At 42.3% G+C, this 23,222-nt stretch carries 23 protein-coding genes and 1 pseudogene; 13 read left to right on the top strand and 11 right to left on the bottom strand.

Features of this window, described 5'->3' with window-relative positions:
* Positions 1–10: 10 nt before the first annotated feature.
* The 8 genes from murD (at position 11) to lpxC (ending at position 9,448) form a co-directional block, all read left to right on the top strand.
* Complete coding sequence (gene murD, locus ACJMKR_RS10775; protein WP_423063051.1) at positions 11–1,348, top strand: UDP-N-acetylmuramoyl-L-alanine--D-glutamate ligase; 1,338 nt, start codon at positions 11–13, stop codon at positions 1,346–1,348.
* Positions 1,345–2,505, top strand: a complete 1,161-nt coding sequence (gene ftsW / locus ACJMKR_RS10770; protein ID WP_423063050.1) for a putative lipid II flippase FtsW — start codon at positions 1,345–1,347, stop codon at positions 2,503–2,505. Before murD ends, ftsW begins: the two co-directional genes overlap by 4 nt.
* Entirely contained in the window at positions 2,502–3,599 is a 1,098-nt protein-coding gene (gene murG / locus ACJMKR_RS10765) for an undecaprenyldiphospho-muramoylpentapeptide beta-N-acetylglucosaminyltransferase (protein ID WP_423063049.1), read from the top strand. The genes ftsW and murG overlap by 4 nt, the downstream gene beginning before the upstream one ends.
* Entirely contained in the window at positions 3,583–4,980 is a 1,398-nt protein-coding gene (murC, locus tag ACJMKR_RS10760; RefSeq protein WP_423063048.1) for a UDP-N-acetylmuramate--L-alanine ligase, read from the top strand. Before murG ends, murC begins: the two co-directional genes overlap by 17 nt.
* 1 nt (position 4,981) lies before the next feature.
* On the top strand, positions 4,982–5,731 hold the full coding sequence (locus ACJMKR_RS10755) for a cell division protein FtsQ/DivIB (RefSeq protein ID WP_423063047.1): 750 nt from the start codon (positions 4,982–4,984) through the stop codon (positions 5,729–5,731).
* Positions 5,732–6,067: 336 nt separating this feature from the next.
* Complete coding sequence (gene ftsA / locus ACJMKR_RS10750; protein WP_423063046.1) at positions 6,068–7,303, top strand: cell division protein FtsA; 1,236 nt, start codon at positions 6,068–6,070, stop codon at positions 7,301–7,303.
* A gap of 12 nt (positions 7,304–7,315) precedes the next feature.
* Complete coding sequence (ftsZ, locus tag ACJMKR_RS10745; RefSeq protein ID WP_423063045.1) at positions 7,316–8,473, top strand: cell division protein FtsZ; 1,158 nt, start codon at positions 7,316–7,318, stop codon at positions 8,471–8,473.
* 63 nt (positions 8,474–8,536) lie between these two features.
* Positions 8,537–9,448: a UDP-3-O-acyl-N-acetylglucosamine deacetylase gene (gene lpxC / locus ACJMKR_RS10740; RefSeq protein ID WP_423063044.1), complete on the top strand. Its 912-nt coding sequence runs from the start codon at positions 8,537–8,539 to the stop codon at positions 9,446–9,448.
* Here the strand turns inward: lpxC and ACJMKR_RS10735 are convergent.
* The gene (locus ACJMKR_RS10735; RefSeq protein ID WP_423063043.1) at positions 9,410–9,790 is read right to left on the bottom strand and encodes a DciA family protein; all 381 of its coding nucleotides are present in this window, start codon (positions 9,788–9,790) and stop codon (positions 9,410–9,412) included. The genes lpxC and ACJMKR_RS10735 overlap by 39 nt on opposite strands.
* A 49-nt stretch (positions 9,791–9,839) precedes the next feature.
* Between ACJMKR_RS10735 and secA the strand changes: the two genes are divergently transcribed.
* Together secA and mutT are read left to right on the top strand one after the other, a co-directional pair.
* Complete coding sequence (secA, locus tag ACJMKR_RS10730; RefSeq protein ID WP_423063042.1) at positions 9,840–12,590, top strand: preprotein translocase subunit SecA; 2,751 nt, start codon at positions 9,840–9,842, stop codon at positions 12,588–12,590.
* Complete coding sequence (gene mutT, locus ACJMKR_RS10725; protein WP_423063041.1) at positions 12,529–12,996, top strand: 8-oxo-dGTP diphosphatase MutT; 468 nt, start codon at positions 12,529–12,531, stop codon at positions 12,994–12,996. The genes secA and mutT overlap by 62 nt, the downstream gene beginning before the upstream one ends.
* Here mutT and zapD read toward each other — a convergent pair.
* Positions 12,976–13,752 carry a cell division protein ZapD gene (gene zapD, locus ACJMKR_RS10720; RefSeq protein ID WP_423063040.1) on the bottom strand — a complete coding sequence of 259 codons (777 nt, stop codon included), beginning with the start codon at positions 13,750–13,752 and terminating at the stop codon, positions 12,976–12,978. The two genes, mutT and zapD, sit on opposite strands and share 21 nt — an antisense overlap.
* 295 nt (positions 13,753–14,047) lie before the next feature.
* On the opposite strand from zapD, the gene ACJMKR_RS10715 reads away from it, so the two are divergent.
* Positions 14,048–14,275: a hypothetical protein gene (locus ACJMKR_RS10715; RefSeq protein WP_423063039.1), complete on the top strand. Its 228-nt coding sequence runs from the start codon at positions 14,048–14,050 to the stop codon at positions 14,273–14,275.
* A 243-nt stretch (positions 14,276–14,518) separates the two neighbouring features.
* Here the strand turns inward: ACJMKR_RS10715 and coaE are convergent, their stop codons facing one another.
* The 8 genes and pseudogenes from coaE to ACJMKR_RS10675 form a co-directional block, all read right to left on the bottom strand.
* Positions 14,519–15,112 (bottom strand): dephospho-CoA kinase, encoded by a 594-nt coding sequence (gene coaE, locus ACJMKR_RS10710; RefSeq protein ID WP_423063038.1) that lies wholly within the window; start codon positions 15,110–15,112, stop codon positions 14,519–14,521.
* Positions 15,113–15,130: 18 nt separating this feature from the next.
* Complete coding sequence (locus tag ACJMKR_RS10705; protein WP_423063037.1) at positions 15,131–15,997, bottom strand: prepilin peptidase; 867 nt, start codon at positions 15,995–15,997, stop codon at positions 15,131–15,133.
* Positions 15,998–16,010: 13 nt separating this feature from the next.
* On the bottom strand, positions 16,011–16,523 hold the full coding sequence (locus ACJMKR_RS10700) for a type II secretion system F family protein (protein WP_423063036.1): 513 nt from the start codon (positions 16,521–16,523) through the stop codon (positions 16,011–16,013).
* Positions 16,524–16,696: 173 nt separating this feature from the next.
* Positions 16,697–18,235 (bottom strand): transposase, encoded by a 1,539-nt coding sequence (locus ACJMKR_RS10695; protein ID WP_423062300.1) that lies wholly within the window; start codon positions 18,233–18,235, stop codon positions 16,697–16,699.
* 99 nt (positions 18,236–18,334) lie between these two features.
* Complete coding sequence (locus ACJMKR_RS10690; protein ID WP_423063035.1) at positions 18,335–18,799, bottom strand: type II secretion system F family protein; 465 nt, start codon at positions 18,797–18,799, stop codon at positions 18,335–18,337.
* 229 nt (positions 18,800–19,028) lie between these two features.
* Positions 19,029–19,280, bottom strand: a pseudogene (locus ACJMKR_RS10685) (IS481 family transposase); the annotation flags it as partial.
* Positions 19,281–19,728: 448 nt separating this feature from the next.
* Positions 19,729–20,469, bottom strand: coding sequence for a hypothetical protein (locus tag ACJMKR_RS10680; RefSeq protein ID WP_423063034.1), 741 nt, complete (start codon positions 20,467–20,469; stop codon positions 19,729–19,731).
* A 170-nt stretch (positions 20,470–20,639) separates the two neighbouring features.
* Positions 20,640–21,482, bottom strand: coding sequence for a type IV toxin-antitoxin system AbiEi family antitoxin domain-containing protein (locus tag ACJMKR_RS10675; RefSeq protein WP_423063033.1), 843 nt, complete (start codon positions 21,480–21,482; stop codon positions 20,640–20,642).
* Positions 21,483–21,827: 345 nt separating this feature from the next.
* Between ACJMKR_RS10675 and ACJMKR_RS10670 the strand changes: the two genes are divergently transcribed.
* A complete protein-coding gene (locus ACJMKR_RS10670) occupies positions 21,828–21,995 on the top strand; it encodes a hypothetical protein (protein WP_423063032.1) in 168 nt (55 codons plus the stop codon).
* Entirely contained in the window at positions 21,995–22,411 is a 417-nt protein-coding gene (locus ACJMKR_RS10665) for a type II toxin-antitoxin system death-on-curing family toxin (RefSeq protein ID WP_423063031.1), read from the top strand. The genes ACJMKR_RS10670 and ACJMKR_RS10665 overlap by 1 nt, the downstream gene beginning before the upstream one ends.
* 246 nt (positions 22,412–22,657) lie before the next feature.
* Here the strand turns inward: ACJMKR_RS10665 and ACJMKR_RS10660 are convergent, their stop codons facing one another.
* Positions 22,658–23,032: a hypothetical protein gene (locus tag ACJMKR_RS10660; protein WP_423063030.1), complete on the bottom strand. Its 375-nt coding sequence runs from the start codon at positions 23,030–23,032 to the stop codon at positions 22,658–22,660.
* Positions 23,033–23,222 lie beyond the last annotated feature (190 nt).

The raw sequence follows: 23,222 nt of genomic DNA, 5'->3' as shown, positions 1-23,222 counted from the left end.
CAGGTATTCCATGAACAATACGGATGGATTAAAAATAGTTGTAGGTTTAGGTGATACGGGTCTGTCATGTATTCGTTTTCTGGCGCATCAAAATATTCCCATCGCTGTCACCGATAATCGAAAAGAACCTCCACAGCTTAAAAATTTTAAAAAAGAATTTCCTGCTGTTGAAATAGTGTTAGGCTCATTTTCTGAAGAGCTATTAAATAAAGCCGCTGAGATTGTGGTGAGCCCAGGCATTTCATTAAAAGAACCGGCCATTGCGCATCAAGTTGATAAAGGGAAGTCGGTTATTGGGGATATCGAGCTGTTTAGCCGTTATATTAAAAATCCTGTGTTAGCGGTTACAGGTTCTAATGGTAAAACAACGGTAACCACTTTATTGGGACTCATGGTAAAAGAAGCAGGCCGAACGGCAGCAGTTTGTGGCAACATCGGTGAGCCGGTATTAAATCAATTGACGGTGCCTGAACCGGATTATTATGTCACTGAATTATCCAGCTTTCAGTTAGAAACAACTTACTCTTTGAGTCCGATGGCTGCGACTATTTTAAATGTGAGCCCAGATCACATGGATCGTTATGCGACCTACCAAGAATATTTAATAGCTAAACAACGTATTTATCAAAACTGTCATCATCCTGTTGTGAACGCGGATGAACCCAGTATTTGGCAGAATATAAAATTCTCGACAAGGCCAATTCAGTTTAGTTTAACGGATGTGAATGCGGATTTTTCATTAATTGAATGTAAGCATCAGTGGTATCTTGCGCATCAAGGAAAGCCGTTAATCGCGACGAATGAATTAAAACTAAATGCAGGACACCATTTGCAAAACGCATTAGCTGCATTAGCTATGGCAGAAGCGATTCAATTGCCGATGGACAGTCGGTTAAATGTGTTACGTCAATTTACAGGTCTGGCACATCGTTGTCAGTGGGTCAGAACACTCAACGAAATAGCGTGGTATAACGATTCCAAAGGCACAAATGTTGGTGCGACACAAGTAGCTATTGCTAGTTTGGGTGCGCATCTCAAAGGCAAATTGATTTTGATCGCAGGTGGTCAAGGTAAGGGTGCTGATTTTTCATCGTTACGTGAACCTGTTGAGCGATATGTGAGGCAAGTGATTTTGATCGGTGAGGATGCGCCTATTATCGAAAAAGCGTTGATGAACGCCACAACGATATCACATGCGGATTCAATGGATGCTGCGATCCAGCTTGCAAACGCCGCAGCAACAGCCGGTGATGCTGTTCTCTTGTCGCCGGCCTGTGCGAGTTTCGATATGTTTAACAATTTTGAGCATCGTGGTGAGGCTTTTATTAAAGCAGTGGAAGCCTTATGAAAATACATTATGATCGATGGATTTTGGTCAGCACGTTGGCTTTGCTGACGATCGGATTGTTGATGGTCGCCTCTGCATCGATGGTTATTTCGGATCAACAATATGGTTATCCTTTTCATTATTTTATTCATGAATCCGTGTATTTAATCATTGGTTTAACGCTCGCGTGGGTTGCCACAAAAATTCCCATCAAATTATGGAAAAAATATTCGGGTTATTTATTAGTTCTCAGTTTTTTATTACTCATCGCTGTGTTAATTCCGGGTATTGGGAAAGTGGTGAATGGTTCTCGTCGTTGGCTCAATTTCGGTATTATTTCATTACAAGTTTCCGAAGCTGTTAAGTTTAGCGCCATACTATATCTAGCAAGCTATTTACAACGTTATCAAAATCAGGTGCGTTACGAATTAAAGGGGTTTATCAAACCGATGGTGCTGCTCGCACTAATGGCTATGCTGCTGCTCTTAGAGCCGGATTTTGGAGCCGTTGCTGTCCTCACGGTGACCTTTCTCGTGTTGTTATTTCTAGCGAATGTCCGACTATGGCCCTTTTGCGTACTGTTTTTAGTGGTCGTGGTTGCGTTGTCTGCGCTAGCCATTTTATCACCCTATCGTCTAGAGCGATTAACCACCTTCTTAAACCCGTGGCACACGCAATACGGTTCAGGTTATCAGCTCACTCAATCGCTGATTGCGTTTGGGCGTGGTGGATTATTTGGTGTGGGTTTGGGAAATAGTGTGCAGAAATTATATTATTTACCCGAAGCTCACACTGACTTTTTGTTTGCCGTGTTGGCAGAAGAGCTGGGATTGGTGGGTGAGCTTATCGTTGTTGCATTGTTTACGGCTCTCGTTATTCGTATTTTCATGTTGGCGCGTCGTGCGCAATTAACTAACGATCCGTTTTCTGCTTACGTTGCTTACGGCGTAGGATTATGGATTGGCTTGCAAACCATGATTAATATGGGGGTGAATGTAGGCATATTGCCGACGAAAGGATTAACGTTGCCTTTTATCAGCTATGGTGGCAGCAGTATGCTGGTCAATTGTGTGGTGATAGGAATTGTCTTGCGCATAGCCTATGAGACTAGTGTGAGTGATGGTAATATAAAGAGCAGAACAAAATTGACACAATACCAACAACGGAAAGCGAGATGAAGCGGATACTGATCATTGCGGGAGGCACAGGGGGGCACATTTTTCCTGCGCTCGCAGTGGCCCAATCGATGTACCATAGCGGTGTTGATGTTTACTGGCTGGGGTCTCGAGGAGGATTAGAAGAGCGTCTTGTTCCTTCCCAGTTTCCTATGTCCTCGATCTCCATCAAAGCTTTGCGAGGCAAAGGGCCGTTAAGAAAATTATTGATGCCATGGCAGTTGCTTCGTGCCATTTTTGTGTCCTATCAAATTATCCGTCGACTGAAGCCAGAAGTGGTATTGGGTATGGGGGGTTATGTATCCGGACCCGGTGGTATTGCAGCTTGGATGGCTCGAGTTCCGTTAATCATTCACGAACAAAATTCGATCGCTGGTCTTACCAATCGGTTGTTATCTAAATTTGCAAAAACCGTATTACAGGCTTTTCCTGAAACATTTCACAATAAACTCAATGTCGAAACAACGGGTAATCCTGTGCGCCAAGAATTAATTGCAACACCTTCACCGAGAGAACGCTTTGCAAATCGACAAGGTCCGCTGAGAGTGTTGGTGTTAGGTGGCAGTCAAGGTGCGCGTCCTATCAATCAACATGTCATCGGTGCGCTCGCCAAATATCCTAACAAGAATGACATCATCGTTTGGCATCAAACAGGACAAGCAGACTACGATCAAGTGCTCAATGCATACAATACGATTCCTGTTGAGGTTAAAGTGAGCCCTTTCATTGAAGAGATTGCACACGCTTATTGTTGGGCAGATATCGTGATTTGTCGTGCGGGTGCATTAACTGTGAGTGAAATTGCGACAGTTGGTGTCGGGGCAATTTTTATTCCTTATCCCTACGCGGTTGATAATCATCAGTTTCACAATAGTCGCTATTTAGAGCAAGCAGGGGCGGCTATTATTATCATGGAAGCATCATTGAGCGAACAAAAATTAATAGATTTATTTCAGCAGTTTTCACACGATCGCAATCGACTGTTAACTATGGCGGAATGTGCACGACATTTGTCACAACCCAAAGCTGTTGAGCACGTTGTTGCTGAATGTCATAAACTAACAATAAACGGGTTGAGTGATGGTGTTAGGCGATAAAAATATTAAGCATATACATTGTATGGGGATCGGTGGTATCGGTGTGAGCGCGATCGCGGAAATTTTATTGCACAAAGGCTATCAAGTGAGTGGGTCTGATATCGCTGAAAATAAAAATATCGCGCGACTACAAAATTTAGGAGCTCAAATTATTTTGGGGCATCAGGAATCAAACATTCAAAATGCCGATCTTGCTGTTTATTCCAGTGCGATATCAAAAGATAACCCAGAATTTATTGCCGCAAAAAATGCGGGGATTCCTTTGTTTCAGCGTGGACAGATTTTAGCAGAACTCATGAATACCTACTGTGGGATTGCTGTTGCTGGGACACATGGGAAAACAACAACAACGGGGTTAGTCGCATATACTTTATTAAAAAGCGGGTTAGATCCTTCTTTTGCAGTGGGTGGAATATTAAATGATATAAATAGTCCCGTTCATATTGGCAAGGGTCGTTATTTTGTCGCTGAAGCAGATGAAAGTGATGCATCTTTATTATTTATGGATCCTCATTTTGTTATTGTAACGAATATTGATGCAGATCATCTTGAAACATATGGCGGGAATTTTAACCAATTAAAGCAGACATTCATCGAGTTTTTAGAAAAATTACCTGAAAATGGAGCTGCGATACTCTGTATCGACGACCAGCATGTTCGAGATTTAATTCCTGATCTTAAATGTAAAATCATCACGTATGGATTCGATAAAAGTGCAGATTTTTCTGCAAGTGATTTTTCGCAACAAGGTATGCGAAGTTTTTTTAAAATTAAAAGACCCAATGGGTTACCACCATTGAGCATAACATTAAATATGCCTGGCAAGCACAATGTGCTAAATACATTGGCAACCATTGCTGTAGCGCATTGCGTTAATATTAATGATAATTTATTGCTAAAAGCATTGGCTGAATTTCCAGGTGTAGGGCGTCGTTTCCAATGTCATGGTGAAATGGCGGTGCCGGGTGGCAGTGCATTAGTCATAGAAGATTATGGTCATCACCCGAATGAAATTAAAGCAACGTTAAGTGCAGCGCGTGAAGCATGGCCGGATCGTCGCATCGTATTAGTTTTTCAGCCACATCGTTACACGCGGACACGAGACCTCATGCGTGAGTTTTCTGACGTGTTAAGTGAAGCCGATATATTAGTTTTACTCGAAGTTTATAGCGCCGGCGAAGAGCCTATTCCAGGTATTAATAGCCAAGCATTATGTCAAATGATTGAAAAAAATGGACGCAAAAAACCGTTCTTTGTATCTGAGTTAAACTCATTACCAACCGTTTTAAAAAAAATATTGAAAAATGACGATGTGGTTATTTTGCAAGGTGCTGGTAGTGTAGGCACGATGGCCCTGACATTGGCGCAGGAGACGCATTGAAATGAAAAAACAGGGAAGCAAAAGTGAAACTAGTTATAAGCGGAATATTCAAATAGCAGCTCCCATTTTTTTTATTTTTATTATAATGACCGCAATGATTTGGGGCATTGCTGTTTTGAAAAATCCAAAAACATTGCCATTTCGTCACGTAAAAATCAGCGCTAACAATAATCACATTGAGATGGCAGTGCTTCAACAAGTGGTCGTCACTCATCTTAAGGGTGGTTTTTTTTCATTAGGTGTCGATCAATTGCGTCAAGCCTTATTGACACTGCCTTGGGTTGCAGACGTATCATTTCGCCGAGTCTGGCCTGATCAATTAATGATCGATATAGAAGAGCAGCATGCCATTGCGCGTTGGGGTGATCAGGTGGTCAATGCGAAAGGTCAACTTTTTCAGCCGTCATTGTCGAGTATTCCAAAAGGGTTGCCCTATTTGTCTGGGCCTATCGATAGTTTAAAAGAAATATTGGAGCGATATCATCAATTTAGTCCGGCTTTATTAACTATTAATGTAACTCTTAGTGAGCTTAGTCTTACAGAACGGCATGCGTGGGATATGGTATTAAATGGTCATATTAATGTCATGTTGGGTCGTGATGATGTTGATCACCGCTTCAAACGACTTCTTTCATTGTATCCACGTATTATCGGTGCTCGTGGACAGGACGTTGCTAAAATCGATTTGCGTTACCCGAATGGCCTGTCGGTCAAATGGAATCCGAAAAAATCACAAGTAACATTAGAATAATAGATTTCCAGTCAATTTTTTGTTCCAACTTTTTGATCTTTAGGGCTAAAAAAAATAGTCTAAAAAGTGTTAGAATTAGATAAATTTTTGATAGTGCTCTTCACATTTATAGCTTATACTAATGATTTATAGAGCATATCAAATTTATATAGTGCTTCTAGAAATTCAGTTGTGAGGTAGGTTGGAATGAAAGTTCGACGAAAAAGCAGAGTGTGCACTCGTGTACATGAGCATTTTGAGAAGAATTTTCACTTTGGATCGGCCACGAATAGATTTCTAGGGGTGCCCTAAAACGCCCGTCGTGGGGTTGTAGTATACAGGGAGACCGGGACGGAGATGGCGAAAAAACCCGATAAGAATCTCATCGTTGCATTAGATATTGGCACCAGCAAAATTGCTGCTCTGGTTGGGGCACTTGGCCAGGATAACCAAATCGAAGTCATTGGTTTTGGTTCCCATCCTTCACGCGGCTTAAAGCGCGGTGTTGTGGTCAATATTGAGTCAACTGTTCAGTCTATACAGCGTGCAATTGAAGAAGCTGAATTAATGGCAGGCTGTGATATACATTCGGCTTACACGGGAATTGCCGGTAGTCATATTCGCAGTTTAAATTCTCACGGCATCGTTGCCATTCGCGATCGCGAAGTGAATCAATCGGATGTTGATCGTGTGATTGATGCAGCAAAGGCAGTTGCAATTCCGGCCGATCAAAAAATTCTTCATATTTTGCCGCAAGAATTCATCATCGATAATCAAGAAGGTGTGCGCGAACCGGTTGGTATGTCAGGTGTTCGACTTGAAGCAAAAGTACACATTGTGACGGGTGCCGTAAGTGCTGCACAAAATATCACAAAATGTGTTCGTCTTTGTGGATTGCAAGTGGGTGATATCATCCTCGAGCAACTAGCATCGAGTCATGCTGTGTTAACTGAAGACGAAAAAGAATTAGGTGTGTGCATGATCGATATCGGTGGCGGAACAACCGACATCGCTATATTCACAGACGGCGCGATTCGTTATACCTCTGTCATTCCTATTGCGGGTGATCATGTGACTAACGACGTTGCTGTTGCACTGCGAACACCAACACAGTACGCTGAGCAAATTAAAATTCAACATGCTTCCGTTTTATCGGATGAAGTTGATTTAGAAGAAACCATACAAGTGCCGAGTGTTGCAAAGCGGCCGCCCAAAAAAATTCAAAAAAGAGCCTTAGCGCAAGTAGTTGAAGCACGCTATCGTGAACTATTTGAACTCGTGATGGCTGAATTGCGTCGCACCGGTTTTGATCAACTTGTTGCGGCTGGAATAGTTTTAACGGGTGGTGCGTCTAAGGTGCCAGGCTGCATTGAACTCGCTGAAAGTATTTTCCAAATGCCGGTGCGATTGGGATTGCCCCAATATGTTAATGGGTTGATTGATGTTCGCGATAATCCAATTTATGCAACGGGTGTTGGTTTGTTAATTCACGGGCATCAAAATCAAATGAACAACATGCCGAGTTTTAATTTAGAACATACGGCATCGAGTTTGTGGCAAAGAATGAAAAGTTGGTTTCATGGTAATTTTTAATGGAGAACAGACATGTTCGAATTAGGTGATGCTTCGCCCAAAAATGCTCAGATCAAAGTCATTGGAATTGGTGGCGGCGGTGGAAATGCCATCGAACATATGATGGCGGAAAATATCGATGGAGTTGAATTTATCTGTGCGAACACAGATGCGCAAGCGTTAAGTCGTTCCAGTGCTCGCACGGTTTTACAACTTGGTGAAGAAATTACAAAAGGGCTTGGTGCCGGTGCTGACCCTGAGGTGGGTCGACAAGCCGCTGAAGAAGCCCGGGATCGCATTCGCGAGGTATTGCAAGGCACTGATATGGTTTTCCTAACGGCCGGCATGGGGGGTGGAACAGGAACGGGTGCTGGGCCAATATTTGCAGAAATCGCTAAGGAATTAGGTATTCTGACGGTGGCCATCGTCACAAAACCATTCGCCTTTGAGGGGCGAAAGCGATTGGACGTGGCAGAAGAGGGAGTTAAGGCGCTAAGTAAATACGTTGATTCATTGATTACCATCCCAAATAATAAATTGCTTACAGTATTAGGAAAAAATATCTCTTTATTAAATGCATTCAAAGCTGCTAATAATGTGTTACTCGGTGCGGTTCAGGGAATTGCTGATTTAATTACGCGACCAGGCTTAATTAACGTTGACTTCGCTGATGTTCGCACGGTGATGTCCGAAATGGGTATGGCGATGATGGGTACTGGCATTAGCAGCGGCGAAAATCGTGCACTGGAAGCTGCGGAATCTGCGATTGCGAGCCCACTTTTAGAAGATGTCGACTTCAATGGTGCCAAAGGGGTATTAGTTAACATCACGGCAGGCATGGATATGTCGATCGGTGAGTTTGAAATCGTGGGTGATGCGGTGAAAGCATTTGCTTCAGAGAGTGCCACAGTCGTGGTCGGTACCGTCATTGATCCCGAGATGACCGACGAACTACGCGTCACGGTCGTGGTAACAGGATTGGGGGCAAGCGCCAGCGGGGCGAGTGTCCCACTAAAAGGAGCTAAAAATACCAAGAGTGATGGAACGCTCGATTATCATCAATTGGACCGTCCAACCTATATGCGAAACCAAGAGCCTCAAAGGCGTGGGACGGTTGAGATGGATGAGCAACGAGAGCGGGACATTGAATATCTTGATATTCCCGCGTTTTTACGACGCCAGGAAGATTAGCATTTGTTTATTAACAAGGATGTGCTATGATGCGCGTCTTTTTCGGTAAGGGAATGATTACCTATGATTAAACAAAGAACCCTGAATAATGTGGTGAGAGCCACTGGCGTCGGTGTGCACACCGGAGACAAGGTCTATCTCACCTTGCGTCCTGCACCCGTTGATACAGGTATTATCTTTCGTCGTACCGACTTAAAACCAGCCATTGAAATCCCAGCGAGCGTTCAATACATCGGGGACACCAGTTTGTCGACGTGTCTTGCAAGAGATGGTGCGCGTGTGGCAACTGTCGAACATTTATTATCGGCCTTGGCAGGTGTTGGTATCGATAATCTTTATATTGATATTACCTCACCTGAATTACCGATAATGGATGGTAGCGCTGGTCCATTTATTTTTCTAATTCAATCAGCGGGTATTGAAGAACAAAATGCCGCGAAAAAATTTATTCGTATCAAACGAAAAATCAAAATAAACGATGGCGACAAAATTGTAATGGTCGAACCTTATAATGGTTTTAAAGTGAGTTTTGGTATCGATTTCGACCATCCCTTGTTCGATGAAACAAATCAGAGTGCCACCATCGATTTTTCAAGCACATCCTATGTCAAAGAAGTCTCTCGTGCGCGTACGTTTGGATTTTTGTCAGATTATGAATATATACGCAAAAATGATTTAGCTAAGGGTGCAAGTTTGGATAATGCTATCGTATTGGATGAGTTTAAAATTTTAAATCAAGATGGTTTGCGTTATCCGGATGAATTTGTGAAACACAAAATCCTTGATGTGATTGGTGATCTTTATTTATTGGGTCACAGCTTAATTGGTTCATTTAGTGGTTATAAATCAGGACACGCGTTGAATAGCCGCTTGTTAGGGCAGATATTAGCGCGAGAAGATGCGTGGGATATCGTTACCTTCAAAAATCCTGAGGAATTACCCTTCGCGTTTATTCCGGCCGCCGCTGACGCCTGACGCCTGCATGGGTCTCACACGACAATAAATGTCGGTTACTTGATTAAATTGGGGATCCTGCTGCAACTCCTCTAACAACTCTGGAACAATATAACGTAAGCGTGTGCCCCAAACGGCAGTATCGACCTCGATGATTACTGTACTCGTAGTGACGTTCATGGTGCGGCAATGAGAAGCAAGCTCAGCCGGCAACAAGCGATATAATGTCTCATCGGCGGCGAGAATTTGCCGGGCCTTCATCACCAGATATTTCAAAGGGCTACGTTCAAGCAAATCCTCGAGCGGCTTGGGATCGAGCTGGTTTTCTTTATTTTGATCATCACTGGTTTGCATTTGATTCATTCTATGAGAAAATTCCCCTTTTCTTAACGGATGATATACAATTCCTGCTATGCTAAACAAGATATTCAAGAAAGTATTCGGTACTCGTAATGATCGACTTCTCAGGAGCTACTCCAAAGAAGTTAAAAAAATCAATGCGTTAGAGTCTGATCTGCAGAAGCTCTCTGATGATGAGCTGCGTGCCAAGACCCATGAGTTCAAACAGCGCCTGAAAGAAGGTGCTTCCCTCGAATCCCTGCTTGCCGAAGCCTTTGCGGTCGTTCGTGAGGTGAGTGTTAGAACATTGGGCATGCGCCATTTTGATGTTCAGCTCATCGGGGGCATGGTTTTACACTATGGCAAAATCGCCGAGATGCGTACTGGTGAAGGTAAAACCTTAATGTCGACGTTAGCAGCGTATTTAAATGCGCTAACTGAAAAGGGTGTACACGTCGTCACTGTCAATGATTACTTGGCAAAACGTGATGCCGAATGGATGATGCCGGTTTATAAATTTTTAGGCCTGACGGTGGGTGTCAATGTTCCAGGTATGGAGCCCGACGAAAAACAAAAAGCGTATACGGCTGATATCACCTATGGCACGAATAATGAATTTGGCTTTGATTATTTGCGTGACAACATGGTTTATAGCCTGGATCAACGCGTGCAGCGTCCGCTGCATTACGCCATTATTGACGAAGTGGACTCCATTTTAATTGACGAAGCGCGAACACCGTTAATCATTTCGGGTCACGCCGAAGAGTCGTCAGACTTATATCCAAAAATCGATAAACTGATCCCTTACCTAAAACTTCAAAAAATGGAAGAGGATCAAAAAGAAGAAGAAATACCCGAAGAAGATCGGGGCGACTTCACGTTAGATGAGAAAACTCGCCAAGCCTACCTCACTGAGCAAGGCCATCAAAAAGTCGAAGCGTTGATGGTGAAACAAGGCTTAATGAAGGAAGGCGAAAGCTTATATGATGTATCGAACATTACATTGATGCATTATTTATATGCGGCATTACGCGCGCACAAGTTGTTTCAACGGGATGTGCACTATATCGTAAAAAATAATGAAGTGGTCATTGTCGATGAGCATACCGGCCGTTTAATGGCGGGGCGCCGATGGTCGGATGGTTTGCATCAAGCGGTTGAAGCAAAAGAAGGTGTGCAAGTTCAATTAGAAAATCAAACGCTAGCCACTATTACGTTCCAAAATTACTTCCGACTTTATGAAAAACTATCCGGTATGACAGGTACGGCCGATACCGAAGCTTATGAGTTACAAAAAATCTATGGCTTGGAAGTTGTTGTTGTTCCCACAAATAAGCCAATGGTTCGTAAAGATGCCGCCGATCAAATTTATTTAACGGCCAGCGGAAAATTTAAAGCGATTTTAGAAGAAATCAAAAAACGCAATGAAGTAGGGCAACCGATTCTGGTAGGCACTGCATCCATCGAGGCCTCTGAATTAGTTTCTAGTTTATTAAATAAAGCAAAAATCAAACATGAAGTGTTAAACGCAAAACAGCACGAGCGTGAAGCGAGAATCATTGCGGAAGCTGGCCGACCGGGCGCAGTGACGATTGCCACTAACATGGCAGGTCGCGGTACCGATATTGTGTTGGGCGGTAATTTAGAAGCCGACCTAGCAGAATTAGATAATCCGAGCGATGAAGAAATAGCAAAGCACAAAACGGAATGGCAAAAGCGACACGAAAAAGTCTTGTCTGCGGGTGGATTACACGTTCTCGGTACTGAGCGTCACGAATCTCGTCGTATCGACAATCAATTGCGTGGTCGATCTGGCCGTCAAGGTGATGTGGGCTCTTCACAGTTTTATTTATCGATGGAAGACAATTTATTGCGAATTTTTGCTGCTGAGCGCATGTCGAACATGATGCGAAGATTGGGTGTGACCGAAGGCGATGTGATTCAGCATCCTTGGATATCGCGTGCAATCGAAAAAGCACAGCGCCGTGTGGAAGGGTTAAACTTCGACATGCGTAAAAATTTATTGGAATACGATGATGTGGCGAGCGATCAACGTAAGGTCGTGTATCAACAGCGATTTAAACTGCTCAGTACGGAAGATATTTCAGACTCGATCAAAGAACTTCGTGAAGAAGCCGTCACTGAACTCGTGAGCATGTTTGTGCCTCCACAAAGTCTCGAAGAGCAATGGGACATCGCGGGGTTAGAAAAGCAAATTCAGGAAGACTTCGGCCTGACATTGCCAATTTCTAAATGGCTCGAAGAAGACCATGCGTTGCATGAAGAAACATTGCACCAACGCGTTTTGGGTGAAATTGTAAAAGCGTATGAAGAAAAAGAAGCGAAAGCCGATCCTGCCGTGATGCGCGAAGTTGAAAAAGCCATTATGTTGCAAACATTGGATCAACATTGGAAAGAGCATCTTGCGGCGATGGATCATTTGCGCCAAGGCATCCATTTACGCGGTTATGCGCAAAAAAATCCAGCGCAAGAATTTAAGCGCGAATCATTTGATTTGTTTACACAGATGATGAACAAAATTAAATATGAAGTCGTTGCAACACTGAGCAAATTGGAGTTAGCAACGGAAGAGCAGCTTGCCGCGCAACAGCAGTATCAAATGAGAACAGCTCCTGAGTTGCATTATCAGCACGAAGAAATGTCAGCCATGCTACCCGAAGCTGAAGAAGTAGCTGTGGCAGAAGCCGAGGGTGAAGAGTCACAAAGACCATTTATTCGTAACGAACGTAAAGTGGGTCGCAATGAACCTTGTCCTTGCGGAAGCGGCAAAAAATTCAAGCAATGTCATGGAAGATTATCGTAATCGCGATTCGATTCACGTGGCCGTTGGTGTTATTTTTAACTCTGACAATCAAATTTTAGTGGCGCTTCGGTCGGAAGATGTTGATCAGGGCGGTTTGTGGGAATTTCGCGGCGGAAAAGTTGAGCCGGATGAAGACAGCCTCCAAGCTTTATGCCGCGAGTTGAAAGAAGAGGTTGGAATCGAGGTTATAAAGGCCGAACCCTTTCTTCAGTCTTTGCACGATTATAAAAATTATCATGTCACGTTACATACTTACGTCGTGTCGAAATTTTCGGGTAAACCTAAAGGATTGCTGGGGCAACCGTTGCAATGGATTGATATTTCCGAACTCTCGCGATTAAAATTTCCTGATGCTAATCGAATAATTATTGATGAATTAAGCTCGTCATATACGACAACAGTTTAATGTAAATTCAAAATCATCACGTATCTGTTGCGCGTGCTCATAATTGTCGAAGTTTAATTTTAAAAATCGTATTGCCATGCGATGCTTTCCAACGCTAATCTCAGGATAAGCGCCTAATGCCATGGGCAGGGTCACTCGGATCATTTGGCAGGGCAAGTTAGCATCTAAAGATTGTTGATAAAAGCCATTGCTTGCGGTGAGCTTTTGTTTGTTTGTACTTTCACGTGTTAATTTTAAAATTATTTTTTCGATGCTATTAAGCTGAGTTAAACCTTGTGTCCATTTTTTTAAATCATCGATACGCTTTTCGCTAGGCTGCTGTAACCATAGGGCGTAAGCAGGAGTGCTAAAGCTACAAGGTCCACCAGGATGACTCAAATGCATGCGAATTTGATTAAGAAACGGATTATTGCGTAAAGGGTCTCCGATTTTACCGGTAACATGGTGGAGTTGATCATTTAACGTGTCCAATTGATACAGTGTGTCTTGCAGTTTATCGGTATCGACATTGGGTGCAGTTTCAAGTTGTGCTAATAGAGAGGCTTGCTGTGACAGTGTTTGAGACAATTTTGATTTCAAGTCTGGCCGATTGGTCACATTTAAGAGCTTCATTAGGGTGATCATCGCCTGGTGACTATCGGGTACGGAGGGGTTTTCTAGATGTAGGCGCAGTTGTTTGAATAAATGCTCAAGTCGCAAACAAATGCGGATTTGTTCGTTGAGCGGTTGTTCGTATGTGATGGTAGCTGCTGTCATTGGGCCAAATCCCCTGGCCAAAATTTGAATTCATCATACCATGGTTTCGGCTGTTCAGAAAGTGTAAGAGCCAGTTCAAAATCCGTTGATTTTTTGCGCTCCGTTGCTCAAAAATCAACGCTCTCTGGCACAAGCTGGAAGATATTGACAAGCGTGTCGCGATGCTCGTGATAGATTATTGCCATCCCTGTCAATAATCGACTCGCAATACGCGACAACTTAAATAGCCGCGGACGTCCTCGTCGCCCGCGCTCCGCGACCTCACGGCTCGACTACGCACGGGCTCTCAAATGACTTGACGGCTCGTAAAGATTTTTTGCAGTCGCTTACGCTCGGCAAAAAATCCGAGCCTACCGCGGAATACGCGCCTTCGCTTCGCTCTCCATGGCGCGCATCGACAGGCCTTAAAAATTTAGGACATAAAATAATAATGGTTAGACAGCGCTTGATAGCTATTTGGAGTTATTTTTCTTTTTGGGTTTGCGGGGCTTTTTGTCGTCATGGTCAGCTAGATGCCACATGACAATACAAAAAGTTGCAAGTAATACACAACCTAAGTAGGGGCTGAGGGTATTAATCATTTTGATTTCCTTTTCGCAATCCATAATAGGATGCGACACAACCGATAGAGAATAATGTTATAACCGGAATTATATCATGATGGGGGCGAAGAAAAAAACCAGTCATGCTGCCGAGTACGGAGGTCAATCCAAGCTGTCTAAAATAATCTCTTAATTTGTGGTAATCAACTGCTTTTAGCATAGTTTCAATGTGCCAACTCCAAATACTTAGAGTGTAACTCACTCACGCCATCCTGCAATACCGTGATTGGCTGATCATTTACGATAACATCATCAGCTATAGCCAGCCGTTTTGTTCGACTCGCTTGTGATTGCATAATTGCATGAATCGTTTTTTCATCGAGTCGGCTACGTTCTTGTGTTCGTTCGATTTGTAATGATTCGGGTGCATCGACCACGAGAACTCGATCAACAAAATCAATATCGTTTGACTCTACTAATAAAGGAATAACGAGAATGCAATAAGGTGTATTGAGTTTTGTGATTTGCGCTTTCATGATCTTGATGATAATGGGGTGTAACGTTTCCTCTAGCCATTGTTTTTCTTGCATGTTGTGAAAGACGATGTCACGAAGCTTGTGACGATTCAACGTCGCATCCGGATTTAAAATAGCTCTCCCAAAATGTTTAACGATAGTATCAAGCGCAAGTTGATGAGGCTCAGTGATGTCATGGGCAATTTTATCGGCATCGATAACGGGAACGCCGAGCTTAGCAAAAAGAGTGGCAACGGTTGATTTGCCGCTGCCGATTCCGCCTGTAATCGCTATTTTTAACACACCGAGTTCCTCATGCGATCATAAGAAGTACGCGATTATCCAATGTAAGAACGTGGGGCCCGTCATCATGCTAATCCAAGCAGAAACCGCGATGAAAGGGCCAAAAGGGATAGGTTTTTGGGTGGTAATTTTTTTAAGTGACAACAAAAAGAGACTTGCGATGAAGGCGAAAATAATCGCCATAATTAAGATATTTATTACCATTTGCGGACCGAACCAAGCGCCGAGCACGGCAAGCATTTTGAGATCACCGTGCCCCATTCCTTCTTTTTTGCGTATTATTTTATAGAGCCAGGCCGCTATCCATAAAATAATATAACCTAATATTGCCCCAAGAATAGATAGATAGGGGGTGACATAGAGACTAAATAAACTGAATAACAACCCCAGCCACAGCATCGGTAGTGTAATGGTGTCAGGCAGCAACTGTTTTCTTAGATCGATAAAACATAAAACGATTAATACCCACGTCATGATTAAAGCTGCTAGCATTTGCCAGGTAATTAAAAAATTGCTGACGGTTAATATGGTGAGTATGCACGTGAGTACTTCTATAATAGTATAAATAGGCGATATTCTTTTTTTACAATTAGCACAACGGCCAAGCAGAATAAAATAACTAATGACAGGAATATTGTGTCGCCATTTTATTGGAGTTTGGCAGTGTGGGCAGTGGGAGCGCGGGATTAATAAATCGAATCTCTTCTTGATATTTTCTATCGGTTGCTTGAGATAACGTTGACACTCTCTGCGCCACTTCGATTCCAGCATGATGGGGTATCGAATGATCACGACATTTAAAAAACTCCCAACAATTAAGCCGAGTATACCCGCGATAATGAGTGGGACATAAAGATGGGTTTGCAAGAATATTTGTAGGTTCATGCGTTTGTTCCTTTTACAAAACTGATCCTAGTTTGAAAATAGGCAAATACATCGCGATAATCAGACTGCCCATGATTATCGCTAACACCAACATGATGACAGGCTCTAACAATTTACTCAAGCCATCTAATAAGTTATCGGCGCGTGTCGAATAGATATCTGCAATCTTGCTTAGCATTGTATCCAATGTGCCAGAATTTTCCCCGAGCGCAATCATGGCACAGGCTTGGTGCGGGAAATAAGGTGTCTGTTGTAAGACATGATGCAGCGGTTGTCCTTGGCTCACTTGATGTTGCACCGAATTTATCGCTTCCTTGATGGCAATATTATTAATAGAATTCTCAGCAGCTTTTAGTGCATTGATTAGAGGCATCCCCGCCATGCTTGTGGTTGCCAAGATTCTCACCCAGCGTGCGATGGTTGATGTGATAATGGTTTTTCTAACAATGGGGATGCTCAGCAGGGCAAGATGCCATAACCGGCGCAGTTTTGCCTGTTTAAGGGCGTGTCGGATGGTCACGGTCATTATTATAAAGAGGCTCGTTATGAATAAAGAATGATGTTGCAATGTATTCGATGCGGAGATTACCACTCGAGTTAACCAAGGCAATTTCGCGCCGAAGCCATTGAATTGGACTTTGGATAAATAAAATCCCTTGCCAGTTAGGACAATAATCAAAAAATGTGAGTTTCTAAATCTTAAGCTGTTTTTTGCAGCAATTCGTAGAATTTCTCAGGTGTAAAATTTATTTTATCCAACCATGATTTTACTATCCCAATCAAATCCTCTATTTTTTCAGGGTCTGAGTTTTGCGTCTTTTCTTCAGTCCTCTGAATCGTTTTAATTTTTGAGTTGCTATTTTTGAAAATAGCAGGATGTCGCGTGCGTTTCCCCTGCGTATCACCTTTGGTTCTGCCTTGCGGATTACCGCGTGGTTTGCAGAGATTAGCAGGCGTGCCAACGGTATCAAGCACCGTAGAAAAACCCCGTTGCGTTTGTGAAGGGGTCGCAGTTATTGATGGTTTTTCGTTATCCACTTGGAAGCTCGGCAAATACCGCTCCCATTTTTTCGGTAAAATCGGGGCAAGATTCCTCGCTAGATAAAGTTGCGTATACGCTAATGCTGTCATCCGCCACCAATCTTCTTCGTGCTTAACATCCGGTGTTTGGTATCGGTCAAATAACAGTTTGTCTTTACCAAAACGAAAGTAGTGTTCAATGTCATAGCGTCTATCGTAATAGTGATAGGCTTCTAATGCTGTGATTTCATTACGTCGTTCACCAGCGAGTCCTAACCAGAGTGGATTTTTATATAAAGATTTACCGTTAGCATCAACCGCAACCAATTGCACAACAGTAACAGGATGCTCATATCCTTTAAATTGCTTTGAACCACGCAGTAATTGGTCACGCCATATTTTAATCTCCAATTGGTAAGTTTTGCCACTGCGGGTTGTAATGGGTTGCTGCACAATCTCATCGGATTCACGGTGAGTCGTGCTGTCGTTTAGTTTCATCGCATCACCATAGCGTTTTATACTTCCTGAGGTATTATCTTCTATTGATGCGGGCGCGAAAACATTACGGGTACTGTTAAAACGGAAAAGATGTACCCAATTGGGATTTTCGCTAACCAGTTTACGGCAAGCTTCTGTACCATATTTTGAATCAGCCACGCTAACCACCAATTTATGAGTAAGCGCTAAGTCTGCAATACAACGGTTAATTTGCTGCATCCCAACTACATTGCCTTTTTCATCGCTTTTAACGCGCCTCGTATCCAGTGGAACTAACCAATGCTTTTCTTGAGCTGCACCATCATTGGGCAATAGTGATACCGTTGAATATTCATGTCCAATGGTAATCGGTTTGTTACCCGGTGCTGGATTAGGGCTGTAAACCACATGGCGATCTTCAACACAGTGTGCACTTTGACGCGACTGTGGTGTCGTATCCGCAATAATGATCACACGGTCATCGCTATGACTCACATGTTCATATTGTATTTTCATCATGCTATCCCAACAATTTGCTACCGACAAACCATCGCTAATCGCATCGGTAATACTACTGTATTCACGTTCAAAGTATGGCGATTCACATAATTCTATGGGTGTTTTGCAGCGATGGCCATGGCTTGAAAGGGCATCGAGTAAATTCATATTGGCATCGCGTCGCGCGGGGAAGATGTTGTAGAGGAATGTACGGAATTGTTTTAGTTTTTCTGTCGCTAACATCGTTTGTTCCTTATTTTATTTTTTCGAACAAACGTTGTTTACAACGTAAAATTTTTTTTCGGTTTCTATGTCAAGCAATTTTTAATTATTTTTATAAATTTATCCAAAGTCCAAATTGAAGACACTTTTAAACTCAGGCACAACGTAGAGTAATAATCCTGTTGTAATGAGAATTGCGGTGCAGAGCACGGTCAGTGGATAAAGCATTGCTTTTCGTATCTTTGTTTTGAGCTGTGTCGATCGCTCGAGGTAGTGAGATAAATCGGCCAGCGTATCGGTCAATGCCCCGGCAGTTTCACCTGCGTTAATCAGGCTACAATACATAGGATCAAAATGTTTTGGAAATTGTTGTAATGCGTGTGTGAGGCTTTTTCCAGATTCAAGAGAGAGTTTTATTTTGGTAATTATTTTTTGAAATGTAATGCACGTTTGACCTTTTAAAATAATGGATAGCGATTCTTGCAGTGGGATGCCAGTTTTGAGCAAGAGTGCTAATTGTTGTGTGAAGTCGACAATTTGCTTATGTGATATTTTTTTATTAATTATTCCAACGATGCGCGCCATGGAGAGCGAAGCGAAGGCGCGTATTCCGCGGTAGGCTCGGATTTTTTGCCGAGCGTAAGCGACTGCAAAAAATCTTTACGAGCCGTCAAGTCATTTGAGAGCCCGTGCGTAGTCGAGCCGTGAGGTCGCGGAGCGCGGGCGACGAGGACGTCCGCGGCTATTTAAGTTGTCGCGTATTGCGAGTCGATTATTGACAGGGATGGCAATAATCTATCACGAGCATCGCGACACGCTTGTGGTCAATGTCTTCAACTGCTAAATAAAGTTGATAGGCGTGGTTCTCAATTTTTCCACAATATTCCGCCCCGCGATCCGTGAGCATACGCAGCAATCGGATACCTTGCTCATTAAACCATGGCAATACACGTTCATTTAATAAATGAGCTGCCGTCATCGCTGTTTTCTCCGTGTATAACTTGGCAAAAGCGATTCTGCTATAGGTATCGACAAAAGTCTGCTCATAAATACGGCCAACACCCTCGATGCGCGCCATGGAGAGCGAAGCGAAGGGGCGTATTCCGCGGCAGGCTGGGATTTTTTGCCGAGCGTAAGCGACTGCAAAAAATCTTTACGAGCCGTCGAGTCAGTTTAGAGCCCGTGGGTAGTCGAGCCGTGAGGTCGCGGAGCGCGGGTGAGGAGGACGTCCGCGGTTATTTAAGTTGTCGCGTATTGCGAGTCGATTATTGACAGGGATGGCAATAATCTATCACGAGCATCGCGACACGCTTGCCAGGAATAAAAACCAACAATATAAAGAATAATTTATACGCAGTTATCCAGAACTGAGGTTAAATTAGTTTCTCTCTTATTGATTCGTAATCAGTAGGTCCGCAGTTCGAGTCTGCGCACCGGCATTTTATAGTCAATAAGTTATGAATCCTTTTACCTGTTTGGTTTGGTATCGTTTTATGTGGACTACTGTGGAAAAATCAGGGCCAATCTATGATATTCGGGTCCGGTTTTTTTAATGGCAATGAACTAAGATCTAGCCAAATTTGATGGCCACCACCTTTTAAATAGCAATTTGTGATTGACATTGGTACTGCTTGAATTGCTGCAATTCCGCCCCACGCTGGCAGGTCATCATTCAATCTCAATTCTACACATCGTGTTCCTTTGTTCCATTGTTCTGAAACTGCTGAGTCAGATCGCCAATTTTTTCGATCAGTTGGTTTAGTTTCAAGCCACCAATGTCCAAGTTTACATCTATCATCTCCAATAATTCGGTAAATTGTTTTATTTTTAGGCAAAAAATAAGGTGTAATTTTTCCAGTAAAATTCAGTGCATGCATTAATGGAAGTGTTGGCCAATTCCGAAATGGCAATTTTGTATTAATTCTTGTGTAATTTACTCCTCCAATCATACATGCGCCATCTTCATGCCGAGTGTTGCACTGATTGATATAAACTTGTAAGACTTGGTAAGCTAAAATAGCAATGTGCTGTATTTCAGAATCAAAAGACTTTAAGGTTGTAGAATCGAGCATGAAATCTAAATATTTTCCGATGCCGAGTTGTATTTCTGCATAGTGAAATGGGTTAGTATAATATTCTCCATGGATTTTTCTAAGGAGGTCATTTACCTCCTGAGGAGCTTTTGATCTGAGTGAATCTAATAAAGTTGAATTTGCTTCAATGAATTGTTTTGAGATGTACTCAAAATCATCCATAATTTTTCCTTATTTCTAGCTATTGATACAGGATTCAATTTTCTCTATCTCTTCAATGCGCTCATCGAATAAAGGAAGGCTTGCATAAAATAGTCTTGACAAGATAATTTGCTGATAATCTCACTCTAATTCTCCAGTTTATCTTAAAAATGGGTACATATGTAGAAATTTTAAGCTTTCTTAAATTTCACCAAATTATTTTGAACCATCCAGCGTTTATCGCAGGGGCCTGTTGCTGGCAGAGAAGGATCTAAACGACAATAATAATGAATAGGCACTTTCAATAGCGGCGTTAATTGTTTGGCAGAAACACCAAAATATTCCAATGCCCAGCCCAATCGCTTAGCAACTGCTTTTTTGTCGTATTGAATAGCATACGTAACTAGTTTTTGTATATCAACCTCGGGTAATGCATTTTCCAATATGCCTAAAGCTTCCCCCATGCCGCCAAACATTTTCGAATAAATAAATAAATCGAGTAGAGTGCGTTCTTTGTCAGTAATAGAGATTTGAAATTGTTCATCTAGCCATAGCTTTTCGATTCCAAAAAAATGTTTAGGTTGAATCTGAATATATTCATAACGAATGCCTGCAATTTCAAACCTATGTTTTGACGGTTTTGCTTGGGCTGTTCGCATAGAAGGAGTTACTACTTTTTTGGGAGTTGAAGCGGTGACTATTTGTGGTATTTGTTCGGTTAATCCATGATGTTGTAAAGCAGACCAGTGACTAATAGCGGATGGCTGGATGAAATAAGCGGACACGACAAAGGGATGAACGTCAGTTTGATTGGCAGTTAAAAACCAGCTGCTCACATATAAACCCCGTCGCAGCCTGAGTATTTGCTTTCGTTTGGCGAGGTTGGAGAGAATCTTTCGAAGTTGATTACTGGGAATCCCCAGCATATGAGCTGCAACTGAGGCGTCTTGCATGGTGAAGATCCGCTTTCCATGGGTAAAAAGCTGCCGTAGGAGCTGTCCTCCTTGGGATTCGCTACTTTCTTTAGTGGCCATAGCTGCTCTCCAGCATATTGTATTTTATACTGCAATAATACCGTAAAATGGGAACTATTGCAGTATATTTTAAAATGAAGTTTCAAGCCAGATTTAGAAAGGTGTGTGTAATTCCTGTGTAATCATGTCGAGAAAAAGAAGGAATTCTATCGAACAATCCAGAGCTGACGGTTAGTAAACGCCAAAACAGGCGCCACTTTGATTCGGTGAGCGTGAGCGAAAAAGTCACTTCAAAGGGTTTTTTCAACTGGCAAGAGCTAGAATCATTGATTACAATGCGTTTCGCGATTTCGACGTGATATAATTACAAACAAGCCTATTTTTTTCAATTTGTTGAGGTGAACTATGGCAGGCGCAAAAAAACGAGAAAAATCAAGAAAAACTAAATCAAAAAAAGCGATGAGCGCAAGATCGCTGGTACAAACTCGCCCCACTAAAGAGGAATTGAAAAAGGCGACAGAAAGTGGCATGAGAAAATTTAAAGTTGCCATTAAAAAACTTTCTCAACGTTAATGCTAAAGAAAATCAAAAAAACTCTTGGAGAACAAGAGATCATTACGATTCATGATGAGATTCTTGCAGAATCGGCTGGCTTACCAGGGTTAAGCAAACAAAGACCACTAATTTCAGCATTAAAACGGATTGATAACCATATCCTGTATGGAAAAATTGAGGATATTTTTGAAGTGGCTGCTTTGTATGGAATTGCAATAGCTCAAGGGCATTCCTTCAATGATGGCAATAAACGAACTGCCATGCTTAGCATGTACAATTTTCTCTATCTAAATGATATTGTGCTTGAAGTATCAGATGAAGAGATCGAGCAGATGATGGTGGATATTGCTGAGAAGAAAGTAGCTAGAATCGAGTTGGCAGAGTGGTTAAGAACTCATAGTTTTCCTTCTAAGCTTTTAGACGAATCTGAGTAACACCGAATTTGCGTCGATATTTTAGATAAAAGAATTAATGTATTGTAGTTAACTAGGAGGGTGGGGAAATGGTGGGACCTGTTGTGATTTGTTGGGGATTATTGTGCAAAGGTAGCGCGCGTTCCGATTAAAATAAATATAAATTAGTTTCTCTCTTATTGATTCGTAATCAGTAGGTTCGCAGTTCGAGTCTGCGCACCGGCATCATTGAAACATTTATATGAAAAGGGATCATTGAGGTTTTCATTAGCGGATAAATGTGAATTTTTTGATGGCAATGTAACAAAATTCTTTGGGTTTTGTGATCGTTGAAATCTTTAAAGTGGAGCCAGCAATGAGATGTAGTTTCTTGCTTGAAATAACACTGTTCCCTTTCTTTAAACTCGTCGCATTGAGCTGAGTAACAAAAGCCTTCAGATTTCCTCTTTTATTGCTTGCAGTCAGAATAACTTTAGAGCCAGTTGGGCATGTGTTGTATGCCACATTAATAATGAATTTGTCTGATGGGGGCAGATTTTTCAAAATATAAGTTATCGATGCTTTATGTGGCGCTAGGGATTTGGCTACATCAAATAGATATGATCCAAAGTAATTAGGAAGATTTTTAGGAAAATAGTTCACAAGACTATTTTTATTTTTTACAGGGTGCCGAATGAGACGGCAGCTTAGATATAAGGGTAGAAAAGGTAGAATTAAAAACTTGGGAAGCGATTAAGAGTTTCGTCGATAAGCTGAGCGGCCTGGAGTTCGGACGAGACTTGTGGGTTTTGGTTAGGGTCGTGTTGATGAGTGGCAAACGCATGGTTGTAAA

Origin of the sequence: Candidiatus Paracoxiella cheracis (genome assembly GCF_049348705.1) — a bacterium.
Taxonomy (GTDB): Bacteria; Pseudomonadota; Gammaproteobacteria; order Coxiellales; family Coxiellaceae; genus Paracoxiella; species Paracoxiella cheracis.
Note: the sequence above shows the minus strand (reverse complement) of the source record. Positions and strands in the feature narration are given on the sequence as shown.